This window comes from Staphylococcus agnetis (assembly GCF_002901865.1).
Lineage (GTDB): Bacteria > Bacillota > Bacilli > Staphylococcales > Staphylococcaceae > Staphylococcus > Staphylococcus agnetis.
In genome coordinates this window covers 1-16,891 of record NZ_PPQF01000021.1, presented here as the reverse complement: position 1 = coordinate 16,891, position 16,891 = coordinate 1, and the positions used below count along the sequence as shown (strand labels likewise).

The following is a 16,891-nucleotide window of genomic DNA, read 5'->3' as shown; positions in this document are numbered from 1 at the left end:
AAATGTCAGAGGTGCTTGTGCACGGTTCCACTCTTAATTAGTACATGCTATTCATGTACTCACTTTTAGAAATTATTCAACTACATCCATAAAGGTGCATTCAACAAAATTCGTGGTGTACTCGCAGCGTCCGTACACTCTCTGAAACACAACATTTGCTTACTTATCCTTTATGTTTAAAATCACTCTAATCGTATGCTATTTGTACATTGATTGCAAGTTAAAAAACTTACACATCTATGAAACCATGTTATTGTCTATTTGGACAAATAAAAGCTTTACAATAATTGTTTTAAACGCGTTAACACTTTCTCTTTACCTAATACTTCCATTGTATTTGGTAATTCCGGACCATGCATTTGACCAGTCACGGCCACACGAATTGGCATAAAGAGTTGTTTCCCTTTTATACCTGTTTCTTTTTGTACAGCTTTAATCGTCTTCTTAATGTCAGCTGCTTCAAACGGTTCTAATACCTCAAGTTTGCTATACAATGCGCGCATTAATTCAGGCACTTGTTCGCCATTCAATACTTCTTGAGACGCTTCATCTAACTCTTTCTCATCTCGGAAGAACAATTCTGATAAAGGTACGATTTCGCCTGCATAACTCATTTGCTCTTGATACAATGCTACGAGCTTACGTCCCCAATCTAACTCAGCTTCAGAAGGAGATTCTGGTAATAAACCTGCTTTAATCATATGCGGTAATGTCATTTCGAATACCGTATCTGTATCCTTTTCTTTCATATATTGGTTGTTTATCCATTCTAACTTTTGTTTATCGAAAAAGGCAGGGGATTTTGATAAACGTTTCTCAGTGAAAATCTTAATAAATTCATCCTTACTAAAGATTTCTTCTTCACCTTCAGGAGACCAACCTAACAAACCAATAAAATTAAATAAAGCTTCTGGTAAATAGCCTAAATCACGATATTGTTCTATGAACTGTAAAATTTGACCATCACGTTTACTTAATTTTTTACGTTGCTCATTAACAATCAATGTCATATGTCCAAAACGTGGTGGTTCCCAACCAAATGCCTCGTAAATCATTAATTGTTTAGGCGTGTTAGAGATGTGATCATCTCCGCGAATAACGTCTGAGATTTCCATATAATGATCATCGACAGCAACCGCAAAGTTGTATGTTGGAATACCATCTTTTTTAACGATAACCCAATCGCCAAAATTATCAGATTCAAATGAAACATCGCCTTTAACCATATCCTCAAATCGATATGTTTTATTTTGAGGTACACGGAAACGAATAGACGGCTTTCGTCCTTCCGCTTCAAATTGTTGACGCTCTTCTTCAGTTAAATGCGCATGTTGACCGCCATAACGTGGCATTTCTCCGCGTGCAATTTGCGCTTCACGTTCTGCTTCTAATTCTTCTTCAGTCATATAACATTTATACGCTTTATCTTCAGCTAATAATTGATCAATTAACGGTTGATAAATGTGGCCACGTTCAGATTGGCGGTAAGGACCGTAGCCTTTATCTTGATCTACAGATTCATCCCAGTCTAATCCTAACCATTTTAAGTTATCAAACTGAGACGTTTCGCCATCTTCTAAATTACGTTTCGTATCAGTATCTTCAATACGAATCACAAAGTCTCCATCATAATGTTTAGCGAATAAATAGTTAAATAATGCAGTACGTGCATTACCAATATGCAAATAGCCTGTTGGACTTGGTGCATATCTTACTCTTACTCGGTTACTCATCTTGTTCACTCCTGTTTTCATTTTCAATATTTCTATTATAGCATGTGACACCGAAACTAAAATCTAAAATTTTATAAATTTAAGCGCACTATTTTTGTGTCAAAGAGACAATGGCTTGTGCTGCGATACCTTCTTCACGCCCTGTAAATCCTAGCTTTTCGCTCGTAGTCGCCTTAACATTAACGCGCCCAATCTCCACTTCGAATAAATCTGCAATCACTTGACGCATCGTATCGATGTGCGGTCGGAATTTAGGTTTTTCGGCAATAATAGTTGCATCAACATTATTCATGATGAAACCTTCTTTTTTTACTGCAGCATAAGCCTCAACAAGTAATTGTTTTGAATCCGCATCTTTAAATGCTGGATCCGTGTCTGGGAACAACTTACCAATATCTCCTAAAGCACATGCACCTAACATCGCATCTGTAATCGCATGTAATAACACATCCGCATCGCTATGCCCTTTGAGTCCTTTCGTATGGGGTACTTCAATTCCACCAATGATCAATGGTCTATGTGCATCAAACGCATGTACATCATAACCTAACCCTACTCTAAACATGTTGATTTCTCCTTTTCTCTAAAAATGCGCGACCGACCCATAAGTCCTCTTCAGTCGTTATTTTTATATTGTCATATTCTCCTTCAACAATATGTACAGTTTGTCCTGCATATTCTAATAGCGACGCATCGTCTGTCCCTTCAAAATGCTCTTGGTATGCCTTGTCATACGCTTTCATCAACCTATCATATCTTGCACCTTGAGGTGTTTGCACTTGCCACAATAACGCACGATTTAAAGTTTGAACAACCTTGCCTCTTTCAGCGACTTTAATCGTATCTTTCGCTTTCACACCGACTATAGCTGCACCATACTCACGAACACCCTCACTTAATTGACGGATGATGTGATGTGAGATAAAAGGACGTGCCCCATCATGAACAAACACAACATCTTGAGCATCAATATGACATTGTTTAAGCACATTATAAATACTTTCTTGACGAGTATCGCCGCCATCTACAATCGCCTTAATTTTATCAAACTGCGCACAAATGGCCGTCATACGCTCACGGTCTCTAGGATGAATCGCTAAATAAATTCCTTTACACGCTGCATCCGATTGAAAAGCTGTAAGCGTATGTTCAAGTATTGTCATCGTTTCTAATTTAATGAACAACTTATTAAATTCACGTTTCATACGTGTACCTTTACCTGCTGCTGGAATAATAACGTGATAACTTTGCATGCTTATTCCTCCACCTTTTTAGCAAAAATAATACGACCTGACGCAGTTTGGAGCATACTAATCACTTCTAATTTTAAAGTTTCATGGATATGTTGTTTCGCATCATCAACCACAACCATCGTGCCATCTTCAAAATACCCTACCCCTTGACCAGGTTCCTTACCAACTTTTGTGATCATCAATTCAAAACGATCACCTTGATGTACTTCTGGTTTTATCGCATCAGATAAATCATTTACATTGAGTACTTTAATATCTTGAATCGCACAAACCCGATTTAAATTGTAATCCGTTGTAATAACATGCGCACGAAAGTGTTGCGCTAACTTCACAATGAGGTCATCAATATCATGATGACTTTTTTGAGGATAAATGATACGCGTCGGGTGTTTGGAGTCATGTATCGCATTTAAAATTTCTAAACCTCTACGCCCTTTATCGCGTTTAATACTGTCATTGGCATCGGCAACGACTTGAAGTTCATTGATGACGCCTTGAGGAATTAAAATCTCGCCATCAATAAAGCCTGCTTCCATAATTTTATAGATGCGTCCATCAATAATGGCACTAGTGTCAATGATTTTAGGCACTGCATTTCGAGCGTTAATGGACATTGAACGCGCCATGTTTTCTGGTAAAAACAGAAGCATTTCGTCACGTTTTTTCAAACCAAATTGAAACCCGAGGTAACCGAGTAATAACGTAATGATGAGCGGTACAATGCGATTGATAAAATTCGTACCGATAAATTCTAAAATAAATGAAATCATGACTGAAATTGTTAATCCTGTAAACAATCCTATTGTTGCGAAAATGATCTCTATTGCACTGTAACTTAAAATAAATTGTTCTATATTTTTCAGCATATTGGCGATGCGCGGTATAAACCAACCAAATATAAGAAAGAAAACGACCATACCAATAAATGCTGTCACATAATTATTATCCAGAATAGGTGGATGATTGACATGAAAATCAACGAGTAACTCAGGAATTAAAAATATTCCTACTACACTGCCAATAATCATATACGAGATAACCACTAGAAATTTCACAAAGTCCATTCTAAGCCTCCTTTTTTATCTTTGTTTTAAGGCATGCTTTAATGCTTCATTTGTTGAAGACACACCGATTACTTCTATATTTTCTGGGAATGTCCACCCACCGATATTGGTTTTCGGAATAATGACGCGTTTGAATCCCAACTTTGCCGCTTCTTGAACCCTTTGTTCAATACGGGAGACTCTGCGCACTTCCCCGGTTAAACCTACTTCACCTATAAAACAATCTAATCCATCAACAGCTTGATCTTTAAAACTTGAAGCTGTCGCAATAATGATACCTAAATCAACAGCGGGTTCACTTAATTTGACACCACCTGCTACTTTAATATATGCATCTTGTTGCTGGAGTAAATACCCTTCTTTTTTCTCTAAAACAGCCATTAACAAACTTAGGCGATTATGATCTATACCTGTAGCCATTCGTCTAGGATTGTTAAAAGTTGTTGGTGTGACTAGAGATTGCACTTCAATCAGTAACGGACGGGTTCCTTCCATTGTTGCCACAATCGTAGAACCTGGTACATTTGTAGAGCGTTCTTCTAAAAACATTTCAGACGGATTCGGCACGCTTTTTAAACCCGATTGTTTCATTTCAAATATTCCCATTTCATTTGTAGAACCAAACCGATTCTTCACCGCACGCAAAATGCGATATGCATGATGTGCATCGCCTTCAAAATAGAGCACAGTATCCACCATATGTTCTAACAATCGAGGACCCGCAATTTGGCCTTCTTTCGTAACATGTCCAACGATAAATGTAGCGATATTCATTTGTTTGGCAATATGCATGAGGCTTTGTGTACTCTCCCTCACTTGAGATACTGATCCCGGCGCAGAACTAATTTCTGGATGATAGATGGTTTGAATGGAATCCACAACGATTAACTCAGGTTCCACTTTTTTTACTGCATCATGAATGACTTCAAGATCCGTTTCTGCAAACACATTGAGTGCACTAGCATCTTCATCTAAACGATCGGCGCGTAGTTTCGTTTGATTTAGCGATTCTTCACCGGTAATATAAAGTACTTTCTTAGTTTTAGATAACGCAGCACACATTTGAAGGAGGAGTGTTGATTTACCGATACCTGGATCGCCGCCGATGAGTACAAGAGAACCTTGAACAATTCCGCCTCCAAGCACACGGTTAAATTCTTCACTTTTAGTAAGAATACGTGGTGTCTGTTCATTTTTAATTTCATTTAATGTTTGCACTTTAGCATGTGTTTTTTGCGCACGCACGCCATGTTTAGGGTGAGCTGTTTTTTGTTCCAATGATTCTTCCATTGAATTCCATGCACCGCAATTTGGGCATTTCCCCATCCATTTTGGAGACTGGTATCCGCATGCAGTACACTCAAATGTAATCTTTTTTTTGGCCACGTTGTCGCCTCCTTATTTAGCTATAACAAATCTATTTTATACTTGTCCCCGCAATCTGACAAATGAAGTATCTAAAAAATTAGGAATCTAAGCACCCTATTTGCATTAACCTTCCTCACACACTGATATCATGGCACACATTAAACAAAAGAGGCTAGAACACGACCTACATGTTCTAACCTCTATCTGTTTAACTAACGATTAAGACGTAACTTCATTTTTATCTTCTGTTGATGTGTCACGGTCTTGAATGTCATATTGGAAGGATTTTCCATCATAATCCACCGTCACATCTTTTCCATCTAATTCTTTACCTTCTAAAATCAATTCACTTAAGTTATCTTCAACTGTTTTTTGAATCGCACGAATAAGTGGTCGTGCCCCATATTCCGGATCATAGCCTTCAGAAGCAATTTGATTTTTAGCAGCATCCGTAACTTTAATATTGATGTTTTGTTCAGATAAACGTGTCGTTAATTTGTTTACCATCATTGTTACAATTTCTTTTAATTCTTCTTGGCTTAATTTATGGAAGACAATCGTATCATCAACACGGTTTAAAAATTCTGGGCGGAATGCATTTTTTAATTCTTTCATCATTGTTTTACGAATCGTTTCGTAATCTTCACCGCCACCTTGACCACCGAATCCGGCAAAACGTTGATCTTGAAGTTCTTGTGCGCCGACATTGGATGTCATAATGATAACTGTGTTTCTAAAATCAACACGACGTCCTTTTGTATCTGTAAGATGTCCGTCATCTAAAACTTGTAACAAAATGTTAAAGACATCTGGATGTGCTTTTTCAATTTCATCAAATAAGATAACTGAATACGGTTTACGACGTACTTTTTCAGTCAGCTGTCCACCATCATCATGTCCTACATATCCTGGAGGTGCTCCGACTAATCGACTTACAGCGTGTTTTTCCATGAACTCACTCATATCAACACGAATCATCGCATCTTCTTCACCAAACATTGTCTCAGCTAAGGCACGCGCAAGTTCTGTTTTACCCACACCAGTAGGCCCTAAGAAGATAAAGCTACCGATTGGACGCTTCGGATCTTTAAGACCTGCACGTGCACGACGTACTGCTTTAGAGATTGCAGTAACGGCGTCTTTTTGACCAATCACGCGTTCATGAAGTGTGTCTTCGAGGTGGAGTAAGCGTTCTGATTCCGTCTCATTTAAGCGTGTTAACGGAATACCTGTCCAACCTGCAATAACTTCAGAAATATCTTCAGCATTTAACGTTGTATGTTGACCACCTTGGTTGTTTTTCCATTCGTTTTTCGCTTCTTCATATTGTGTTTCTAGTTTTGTTTGTTTATCACGTAAATTCGCTGCATTTTCGAATTCTTGTGCGTGTACAGCTGCATCTTTTTCTTTTTTCACTTGTTCAATTTGTTGCTCAATTTCTTTTAAATTGGTAGGTGTTGTGTGGTGGCGTAAACGTACTTTAGAACTTGCTTCATCGATTAAATCGATGGCTTTATCAGGTAAGAAACGATCTTGTACATAGCGATCACTTAATTTCGCTGCCGCTTCAATCGCTTCATCCGAGATATTGATGCGATGATGTGCTTCATAGCGGTCACGTAAACCTTTTAAAATTTTAATCGTGTCTTCAACACTTGGTTCATCAACTTGAACGGGTTGGAAACGACGTTCTAAAGCTGCATCTTTTTCAATATGTTTACGGTACTCATCTAACGTTGTAGCACCGATACATTGTAATTCACCACGCGCAAGTGCAGGTTTTAAAATGTTAGAGGCATCAATAGCACCTTCAGCACCACCCGCGCCAATTAACGTGTGCAATTCGTCAATAAATAAAATGACATTGCCTGCTTGATGAATTTCTTCCATGACTTTTTTCAAACGTTCTTCAAATTCACCGCGATATTTCGTACCCGCTACAACTGTCCCCATATCTAAAGACATGACACGTTTGTCTTTTAACGTTTCAGGCACTTCATTATTCACAATCGCTTGCGCAAGGCCTTCTGCAATTGCAGTTTTACCCACACCAGGTTCACCAATAAGCACTGGATTGTTTTTCGTACGACGACTTAATACTTCAATGACACGTGTAATCTCTTTCGTACGCCCAACGACAGGGTCTAGCGTACCGTCTTTAGCAATGACTGTTAAATCACGGGCCAAACCATCTAATGTCGGTGTATTATTAGATTTAGTCGCTTGTGCATTTTTGTTGGACATCTCAGGATTACCTAACGCTTTCACAACTTGCGCGCGCGCTTTCGTAATATTTAAATCTAAATTCGCAAAAACACGTGCCGCAACACCTTCATTTTCACGGATTAATCCAAGTAAAATATGTTCTGTGCCTACAAAGTTATGTTGTAATTTGCGTGCTTCATCCATTGAAAGCTCAATTACTTTTTTAGCTCTAGGCGTGTAATGAAGCGTTCCCATACTATCCTGACCGTGGCCAATCAATTTTTCAACTTCAGCTACTACTTTTTCTTCAGTTATATCAAAGCTTTCTAAAACTTTAGCTGCTATGCCTTCTGGTTCTTTCATTAAACCAAGTAATAAATGTTCTGTTCCAATATTTGAATGATTCAGTCGAATTGCTTCTTCTTGCGCATGTGCTAACACGCGTTGCGCACGTTCTGTAAGTCTTCCAAATAACATAATCGAACCTCCTTATATGTGTGTTCGTAATATTTCTGCTCTTTTAGCTTCTATAGATTGTGTTTCATCATCATCGATGAGAAATGGAGATTGAATGGCAATCATTAATTCATCAAATTGAAAATCGTTCATATCTAAAATGCCTAAATCAACACCAAGTTTAATGTCGCTCAAACGATATGATGCTTCTTCTACTGAAATTAACTGACTGTATTTTAAAATACCTAATGAGCGATAAATACGGTCGAGTGTTTCGGTTTCTTTGTGCGTGTGTAAACGCGTTCTAAATTCTAATTCTTCACTAATAATTTGTTGTACGAGTTCTGTTAAAGCTTCGATGATTTCTTGTTCACTTTTGCCGAGTGTCAGTTGATTTGAAACTTGGTACACATGGCCATACACTTGTGAGCCTTCACCGTAAATACCTCGAATTGTAAAACCAAAACGGTTAATGGATTGTGCAATACGTGACATACGCTTCATAATGGATAACCCTGGTAAATGAAGCATGACACTCGCTCTCATCCCAGTTCCTACATTTGTAGGACATGTCGTTAAGTAACCTAAATCATCGTCATAACTAATCGCAGTTGCAGCGTCTAGTTCGTCGTCAATTGCAGATGCTTTTTCATATAGGTCATTCAGTGACAAATCTTTCCCCATCACTTGAATACGAATGTGATCTTCTTCATTTACCATCACGCTGACGGACTCATCTTCATTGAGTAAAACTGCTGACGCCGGTTGCTTAGTTAATTCAGGGCTAATCAAATGTTTGGCCACTAATTTGTACTTATTTTGTTGGTCTAATTCATCAAGCCGTACAACTTTCAAGCTGGATAATGCATCTTGCACTTCGTTGATGACGCGATGCCCTTCTTCTTCAGATGGAAACATGAGCGGATGCACATAGTTTTCAAGGTTACGTGCTAAGCGAATACGAGATGACATCACCACTGGTGACGTGTTTGATGCTTGTAACCAACCACTCATATGATGTTCAAGATGATCAGTCATCGTGAGACACCTCGCTTTGCTCTGCTTCAAGCGCTTTTATTTCATCACGGACCACCGCAGCTTGCTCAAACTCTTGCGCTTCGACTAGTTGTTGAAGCGTGTCACGTTTAGATTCAATTTGTTGTTTTAACGCGCGCTTACGGTGTGAAGACAGTGGATATTTCCCAGAATGCGTTGTATGACCACCTTGTACGCGTCGGACAATGTCATAAACATCATCTTTAAATGTGGCATAACAATCATGACAGCCAAACTTCCCGACATGGGCGATATCTTTGAGCGACATTTGACATGTCGGACATCGTTTTTCCTCACGATATACAAGTTGATCCACATTAATACCGTACTTCGCTGCAAGATGTTGTAAAATTTGTTGAACGACAAACGTTCCTTCAACATCTTCACCTTGTTGCCAATCATCAGCTTGATTCTGAATACCGTCTTGTTTCAGCATATCTGTATTACGTTTATGCTGACTAGCTTGCGTTAATTTCAGTTCATATTGTGTCATAGCATCACCTTCTAGTAATAATTTATGACTGGAAGTAATCGTTTTAAAATATTAGCACGAATGATATCTCTTGATGCGACATCCATCGTTAATGTTTCTCTATCGACAACTGCAGCAATTAATTTCGCTTCACGTTCAGTAATCAGTTGATTATCTAATAAGCCATCAATAATATAATAGGCTTGTTGTTGAGATATAGATGGACCGATTAAGTCCATTAAACGTTTAATATACGAGGCGTGATCTTTTGTTTCAATTTTAGTAATTCGAATATATCCGCCACCCCCACGTTTACTTTCAATTTCGTAACCGTGTTCATTCGTAAAACGTGTTTTAATTACATAATTCAGCTGAGATGGTACGCAATCAAATCGTTGTGCGATATTGGCGCGCTGAATTTCAACGACATCATCTTTCGTTTCTTCAAATAATTGCTTAATGTACTGTTCTATGATGTCAGACATATTATGCATGGTATCACCTCTTTTGACCATCTTTGACTATATTATAAAAGTTGGTTTGACCTTTTTCAACCAATTTGATTATAAGTGACATAAAATTGTTATGTTACTGCTTACATATTTGGTGTATGATAGTCTTAGTAAATATTTATAAATTAGACAGAGGTGTTTATTTCATGCACATTTTAATTGGGATAGTCGGGATACTTGTGTTTTTGGCATTGGCTTGGGTTGCAAGTTCTGACAAGAAAAATGTTCGCTGGCATTACATTGGTTTAATGTTAGTCATCCAAACTATTTTAGCCTTTATTTTATTAAAGACTACTATTGGTATTACCATTGTTGGAGGCATTGCAAAAGGGTTTGAATACTTATTGAAACAAGCTGCTGAAGGTGTGAATTTCGTATTTGGTGGATTAGCTAACGATGGTGCAATGTCATTTTTCTTAAATGTATTACTTCCTATCGTTTTCATTTCAGCGTTAATTGGTATTTTACAGTATCTCAAAATTTTACCTGTAATTATTAATGTTTTAGGGTTTTTAATTTCAAAAGTGAATGGCATGGGACGTTTAGAATCTTACAATGCTGTTGCTTCAGCAATCTTAGGGCAATCTGAAGTATTCATTTCACTAAAAAAACAACTTCCATATATACCAAAACATCGTTTATACACGTTAACAGCGTCAGCGATGTCTACTGTATCAGCATCAATTATTGGGGCATACTTCACGATGGTTAAGCCTGAATATGTCGTAACAGCAGTCGTCTTAAACTTATTTGGCGGTTTCATTGTAGCGTCAATTGTAAACCCTTACAAAGTAAATGAAAAAGATGACAAATTATTAATTGAAGAAGAGAAAAAACAACAATCATTCTTTGAAATGTTAGGTGAATATATTTTAGATGGTTTCAAAGTGGCAGTGATTGTAGGTGCAATGTTAATTGGTTATATTGCGTTAATTACATTCTTAAATAGTACGATCGGTGGCATTATCCACAGTGTTTCTGGAGGTACATTAGATTGGAACTTCCAAACATTAATTGGTTTTGTTTTCGCACCACTTGCCTTCTTAACGGGTATTCCATGGAGCGATGCAGTGGATGCGGGATCAATTATGGCAACAAAATTATTATCGAATGAGTTCGTCGCAATGACAGAATTAGGTAAAGCGAACGGATTATCAGAACGTGCATTAGGTATTGTATCTGTATTCTTAGTGTCATTCGCTAACTTTAGTTCTATCGGTATCATTTCTGGTGCAATTAAATCTTTAAATGACGAAAAAGGTGACGTGGTTGCCCGCTTCGGTCTTAAATTATTATTCGGTGCAACTCTTGTATCATTTATTTCAGCTACTATTGCAGGATTCTTTATTTAAATATAAATACAAGACAACCTTCAATATTTGAGCGGTAGCCGATAAATGACATAACAACATAAATCGGACTGATGATATGTATGTTCATATCACCAGCCCGATTTTTTTATGTACAAAAAGCGCAAACACCTCTATGATTCAAAATAACCATAAAAGATGATGCGCTATACTATTTTTAAATGAAAACAATCATATTTAGGCTTTGGCTACAATATCATTGATGAAATAGTCAATAATACTGTAATCATCAGTCAGTTCCGGATGAAAAGACACACCTAAATACTTCCCTTGACGCACTGCAATGATTTTGTCATCAATGATGCCAAGCACATCTACTGTATCTTCAACAGATTGAATATGAGGTGCACGGATAAACACACCTTCAACAGGCGCCTCGATGCCTTTAATCGTTAAATCTGCTTCAAAACTATCTACTTGGCGACCAAATGAATTACGTTCAACGGTAATATCGAGCTTTTGAAGGTATCCTTCTTCTCCAACGATATCTTTTGCAAGAACAATTAACCCAGCACAGGTGCCAAACATCGGTAACTCCGATTGCTTGAGGGCTTCTTTAAACCCATATAAAGTCATTAAACGTCGTAACGTCGTTGACTCGCCACCTGGAATAATCAAACCATCGATATCATCCAATTGTTCTACTTTTTTTACGTAAATGCCTTCATGACCACTCTCTTCAATATGACGAATATGTTCACGTACAGCACCTTGTAAAGCGAGTACACCTATTTTCATCTTACCAACCACGCTCTTGCATACGTTCTTCTAATGAAAGTGAATTAATATCTAATCCTTTCATTGCTGTGCCAAGTTCTTTCGCTAATTTACCAATTAATTCGTAATCTTGGTAATGTGTTGTTGCTTGAACAATTGCTTTTGCGAATGTTTCAGGATCCTCAGATTTGAAAATACCTGAACCTACAAAGACACCATCCGCACCTAATTCCATCATTAACGCCGCATCTTGAGGTGTCGCTACACCACCTGCCGCAAAGTTAACTACTGGGAGACGGCCTGTTGATTTAATGATTTTTAACACGTCATAAGGTGCACCTAAGTTTTTCGCTTCTGTCATTAACTCATCGTCACTCATCACAGTGATGCGGTTCACTTCTTGATTCACTTGACGCATGTGACGTACTGCTTCAACAATATTTCCTGTACCTGGTTCACCTTTCGTACGTAACATCGCAGCACCTTCACCAATTCGACGTGCCGCTTCACCTAAATTACGACAACCACATACAAATGGGACAGTATAATCACTCTTCTTAAGATGGAATACTTCATCCGCAGGCGTTAATACTTCAGATTCGTCGATATAGTCGACACCCATTGCTTCTAAAACGCGAGCTTCTGTAATATGACCAATACGACATTTCGCCATAACAGGAATAGATACTGCATTCATAACTTCTTCTACGATTTTAGGATTACATGCACGTGCCACGCCACCAGCTGCTCTGATGTCAGATGGCACACGTTCAAGTGCCATAACTGCCACAGCACCTGCTTCTTCCGCAATTTTAGCTTGTTCAGCGTTAACCACATCCATGATTACGCCGCCTTTTTGCATTTCTGCCATACCGCGTTTAACGCGATCTGAACCTACTTGTTTAGACATATTAATATTGCCCCCTTTTCGAATATACAAGAGTAGCTTATACTATAATCTGAACCTATAAAAGAGTCAGAAATAAACAAATTAAAGTGGTCAGTTTGGAGTGATAGACATGGAAATGCTGATGTTTCATATAGATAAAAAACGTAATCAACCCATTTATATACAGCTTTATGACAATATTAAAGAAAGTATCATCGAAGGTACGTTACGTGAAGGTGAGAAACTTCCTTCTAAACGGCATTTAAGTCAATATTTGTCAGTGAGTCAAACGACCATTGAACATGCTTATTTACAGTTGATTGATGAAGGATTTATCGTGAGTAAACCAAAATCTGGCTATTATGTAAGTGATATCGAATCCTTACCCTTTATCGCTAGACCGTCAAAAACACCCGTCACATTTCAAGCATCTTCCCAGAATGACATTTCTTACCAATATCGCTTTCAATTAGGCGCAATTGATCAAGCACACTTTCCTTTTGCAATTTTAAGAAAGTTTGCCAAAGAAGCATTTGAAGATTTACAACATCATCTCGTTGAAACGGGCCATAAACAAGGAGATTATGCCTTACGCAAAGAAATCAGTCACTATCTTTTCCATAGTCGCGGTGTCCAAGCCACACCTGAACAAGTCATTGTTGCGTCATCAACCGATCAAATTTTATCGATTATTACGGATCTCTTATCACCCAAAAGTCATTATCTCTTAGAAGATCCCTTGTATCCACAAGTCCATCAATTGTTAAAACGGAAACACATTCATTATTCATTTCTTCAAGTCCATCATGATGGTTTGCACGTTGATGATTATCATGGTGAAAAAGATGTGGTCTATATCACACCGAGTCACCAATTCCCAACCGGTGTCACGATGAAACTTAAACGCCGAATCGCTTTGTTGAAATGGGCACAGGCCACACCCACACGCTATATCATTGAAGATGATTATGATTCAGAATTTCGATATGAAGGAAAACCCATTCCTGCACTTCAAAGTTTAGATCAATCAGGAAGCGTCATTTATGTCAGTACGTTTTCAAAATCCATCGCACCTTCCATTCGAATCGCCTATGCGGTTTTACCCGAAGCACTTCAAAAACAATATCAACAGACACAAAATATAGAAGGCGGTAGTGTACCAAGGCATACACAATACATGGTCAGTCAATTTATGGCATCACATCATTTCGAACGTCATCTGAACAGAATGCGTAAAATCTATCGTCAAAAGCGCGACAAATTAATTACCATACTGCGCGAGTACCCAGAGCATATCGACATCTCGGGTGAAATGACAGGGATGCATTTCGTAATAACAATCAAAAACGGCTGGACCGAGGACCAATGTCTTAAACAATTTCAACGCCATCGTATCGATTTAAAACCTTTATCAGCCTATTGTTATCATTCAACACCACACACACCGCAATTTGTATTAGGATTTGGCGGTATTCCAATGGAAGAAGTCGAAGCACATGCTACACAACTATTGAAAAGTCTAGAAATAAAAGCTACTTCTACTTAAAAACAAAACCGTTCTTTCCCTTGACTGCAGGGATTGAACGGTTTTTGTTATTTTGTATATTCATTGGTCAAATATAAATACAGCGTCAACGCATTACTAATCTTTAAGTAAGTTTGGATTACGTTCATTTTGATAATCATATAACTCGATTTCTTGAAGTTGCATTAAAAACTGGCGCAATTGGACATAATGTTTCAGTTCAGGTAAATTAATCACCTCATTATGATATTTACCACATTCAAATAATTTCGCAATGTTTTCAAAGACAACCAAATAATCACCTAACGCGCGATCATCTAAATAAACACCTCGATCATCATGTAAAATTTGAGTGAGTTTGAAGTGAATTTGTTGCAGTAAGAAAATTGCAGGATAGTAATACTGTGTTCGCTTATGATTAGAAGAGATTTCACCGTAAGCGCGCGTATACATCATCTCCATATTTTCAACTTTTAATTTCATACGTAATTTATCTTTACGTGGGTTATACCCTTTGAATACTTTTGGATATTGTTGATTTGAAAATACATAATGAAAAATTTGCGCTTCCACACGTGCAACATCTGCCATAATGATAGGTAAATGTTTCGAAGCAATATTACGCCCTATCACAAGCACCCCTATCACCGCAATCACTATCCCTACTGTTGTATCTAAAAGGCGAGGAATCGCAATCATTGGCGTAAACACCCCTTGAGCGAGTCCGCTCAGTAACAAGACTTGAGATGTAATAGTAATCATCGCAATCGCATAATTCGCACCAACCAATGTCTCAGTGATGGCACCACTCAAAGCAAGGACCACGATGACCACGCCGATATGCGGATCTAAACTTAAAAACCCTGCTGTGAGTATGACTCCGACCATCGTACCTATCCAGCGTGCTAAAGCGCGTTGTAAACTCGCTACATTCGTAACACCGATAAGCACCGTATGTGCACTTAACGGTACCCAATACGCGCGTTCAAGATTAAATACCAGCGCCACTAAAATTGATACACCCATAATCAGCGAATATTTCATAGTCGACACAAAAGCGGCTGACTCTGGTGTAAGATGATTGAGAAGGCGGTGCTTATATTGAGGTGTACGCACTTCTAGATTCTCTTTTACTTTAATATCTGTTGAAGCTAGGGTTTCATCAATTTTAAAAATCAAGGATACCAATTCATCAAATTTGTTATCAATATCAATACGCGCTTTCCACATTTTACGTTTCGTATTTGGATGAATAACCGCATTAGTGACATGATCTACCATCTCTATGATAATTTGGGGCATTGGACGAAACCCTTTTGCGTTTAATTCAAGCAATTCTGAGTATACGCCTTCTGCCCATTGATGGAGTAATACCGCTCTTTGATAAGCTACAGACCGTTTCTGTAAGGATGATCCTGTCGTATTTAAAGTTTCTGAAGTCGCTATAAATGTTTTCACGGCAACTTTCGTTAAATCATTAAATTGCGCTTGATCGTTAAACTGATGAACCAAATTTTGTAATAATTGATATTCACCTTTAATCGCATTGCTTTCTCGAGATTCTCTCTTAATTAAATGATCCACAACAATGATACTCAATGACAATAATCCACCGACACCAACCATCGCACCGCGATATAGGAAATCTTCTGGTTGTTGTGGCATAACGATAGAAAGGCTATAAGCAATAATAAAAAAAGTAGACGAAGGCCCCGGGACATTTAATGTTGTAAAAATATAATACGGGATAACTGAAAACATAAGTAAAAAAATCGCAAATACAATAGGATTACCTGACGTTAACGTGCCAAGCATCATCGCAATGACAAAACTTAGTGACGTTAACGAAACGATACGAATGCGTGAGGTAAATGTCCAATCAAATGCATAAATATGTGCAAGTGTACCAATTGACATAAGTAGTGCTGAAGGAAAATCATTAAATAATAATCCATACAATAAAGGAATAATCATAACAATCCCTTGTCGCGATCCTTTTCGAATATCTATTTTTGTCTTATCAATCAACGCAAGTTGCTTCATATATCCTTTCAATGGTACTCACCTAAACTCTCTTTTTATTTCTAAACTTCATCTTCTATTAGAATATCATTTTTAAATAAAAAAAAGAGACCTCTCGGTCTCGATTCGGCTCATCGCATCACTTAATGATGTTTGCTTGGCAACGTCCTACTCTCGCGGAACGTAAGTCCGACTACCATCGGCGCTAAAGAGCTTAACTTCTGTGTTCGGCATGGGAACAGGTGTGGC

14 protein-coding genes and 1 rRNA gene are annotated in these 16,891 nt (G+C 38.0%); 2 read left to right on the top strand and 13 right to left on the bottom strand.

Annotation, left to right across the window (positions count from 1 at the left end; all coding sequences use genetic code 11):
• Window positions 1–278: 278 nt before the first annotated feature.
• The 9 genes from gltX to CD172_RS03515 form a co-directional block, all read right to left on the bottom strand.
• The gene (gene gltX, locus CD172_RS03555; RefSeq protein ID WP_103345505.1) at window positions 279–1,733 is read right to left on the bottom strand and encodes a glutamate--tRNA ligase; all 1,455 of its coding nucleotides are present in this window, start codon (window positions 1,731–1,733) and stop codon (window positions 279–281) included.
• 88 nt (window positions 1,734–1,821) lie between these two features.
• The gene (gene ispF / locus CD172_RS03550) at window positions 1,822–2,298 is read right to left on the bottom strand and encodes a 2-C-methyl-D-erythritol 2,4-cyclodiphosphate synthase (protein WP_037566302.1); all 477 of its coding nucleotides are present in this window, start codon (window positions 2,296–2,298) and stop codon (window positions 1,822–1,824) included.
• Window positions 2,291–2,986 carry a 2-C-methyl-D-erythritol 4-phosphate cytidylyltransferase gene (gene ispD, locus CD172_RS03545; protein ID WP_103345504.1) on the bottom strand — a complete coding sequence of 232 codons (696 nt, stop codon included), beginning with the start codon at window positions 2,984–2,986 and terminating at the stop codon, window positions 2,291–2,293. Before ispD ends, ispF begins: the two co-directional genes overlap by 8 nt.
• Before the next feature lie 2 nt (window positions 2,987–2,988).
• Window positions 2,989–4,050 carry a PIN/TRAM domain-containing protein gene (locus CD172_RS03540; protein ID WP_103345503.1) on the bottom strand — a complete coding sequence of 354 codons (1,062 nt, stop codon included), beginning with the start codon at window positions 4,048–4,050 and terminating at the stop codon, window positions 2,989–2,991.
• 15 nt (window positions 4,051–4,065) lie between these two features.
• Window positions 4,066–5,436 (bottom strand): DNA repair protein RadA, encoded by a 1,371-nt coding sequence (gene radA, locus CD172_RS03535; protein ID WP_103345502.1) that lies wholly within the window; start codon window positions 5,434–5,436, stop codon window positions 4,066–4,068.
• 201 nt (window positions 5,437–5,637) lie between these two features.
• Window positions 5,638–8,100, bottom strand: coding sequence for an ATP-dependent Clp protease ATP-binding subunit (locus tag CD172_RS03530; protein ID WP_103345501.1), 2,463 nt, complete (start codon window positions 8,098–8,100; stop codon window positions 5,638–5,640).
• 12 nt (window positions 8,101–8,112) lie between these two features.
• Window positions 8,113–9,117, bottom strand: a complete 1,005-nt coding sequence (locus CD172_RS03525; RefSeq protein ID WP_037566297.1) for a protein arginine kinase — start codon at window positions 9,115–9,117, stop codon at window positions 8,113–8,115.
• Window positions 9,110–9,628 (bottom strand): UvrB/UvrC motif-containing protein, encoded by a 519-nt coding sequence (locus CD172_RS03520; protein ID WP_037566296.1) that lies wholly within the window; start codon window positions 9,626–9,628, stop codon window positions 9,110–9,112. Before CD172_RS03520 ends, CD172_RS03525 begins: the two co-directional genes overlap by 8 nt.
• An 11-nt stretch (window positions 9,629–9,639) precedes the next feature.
• Window positions 9,640–10,101 carry a CtsR family transcriptional regulator gene (locus tag CD172_RS03515; protein WP_037566295.1) on the bottom strand — a complete coding sequence of 154 codons (462 nt, stop codon included), beginning with the start codon at window positions 10,099–10,101 and terminating at the stop codon, window positions 9,640–9,642.
• Window positions 10,102–10,265: 164 nt separating this feature from the next.
• On the opposite strand from CD172_RS03515, the gene CD172_RS03510 reads away from it, so the two are divergent.
• On the top strand, window positions 10,266–11,471 hold the full coding sequence (locus CD172_RS03510; RefSeq protein WP_037566294.1) for a NupC/NupG family nucleoside CNT transporter: 1,206 nt from the start codon (window positions 10,266–10,268) through the stop codon (window positions 11,469–11,471).
• A gap of 195 nt (window positions 11,472–11,666) precedes the next feature.
• Here CD172_RS03510 and pdxT read toward each other — a convergent pair whose 3' ends face one another.
• Together pdxT and pdxS are read right to left on the bottom strand one after the other, a co-directional pair.
• Window positions 11,667–12,227, bottom strand: a complete 561-nt coding sequence (gene pdxT, locus CD172_RS03505; protein ID WP_103345500.1) for a pyridoxal 5'-phosphate synthase glutaminase subunit PdxT — start codon at window positions 12,225–12,227, stop codon at window positions 11,667–11,669.
• Window position 12,228: 1 nt separating this feature from the next.
• Window positions 12,229–13,116, bottom strand: coding sequence for a pyridoxal 5'-phosphate synthase lyase subunit PdxS (gene pdxS / locus CD172_RS03500; RefSeq protein ID WP_037566292.1), 888 nt, complete (start codon window positions 13,114–13,116; stop codon window positions 12,229–12,231).
• A gap of 109 nt (window positions 13,117–13,225) precedes the next feature.
• On the opposite strand from pdxS, the gene pdxR reads away from it, so the two are divergent.
• Window positions 13,226–14,641: a MocR-like pyridoxine biosynthesis transcription factor PdxR gene (pdxR, locus tag CD172_RS03495; protein WP_103345499.1), complete on the top strand. Its 1,416-nt coding sequence runs from the start codon at window positions 13,226–13,228 to the stop codon at window positions 14,639–14,641.
• A gap of 96 nt (window positions 14,642–14,737) precedes the next feature.
• On the opposite strand, the gene CD172_RS03490 is transcribed toward pdxR, so the two are convergent.
• Window positions 14,738–16,675, bottom strand: a complete 1,938-nt coding sequence (locus CD172_RS03490; RefSeq protein ID WP_103345498.1) for an FUSC family protein — start codon at window positions 16,673–16,675, stop codon at window positions 14,738–14,740.
• Between the two features lie 122 nt (window positions 16,676–16,797).
• Window positions 16,798–16,891 (bottom strand): 5S ribosomal RNA (rrf, locus tag CD172_RS03485); the annotation flags it as partial.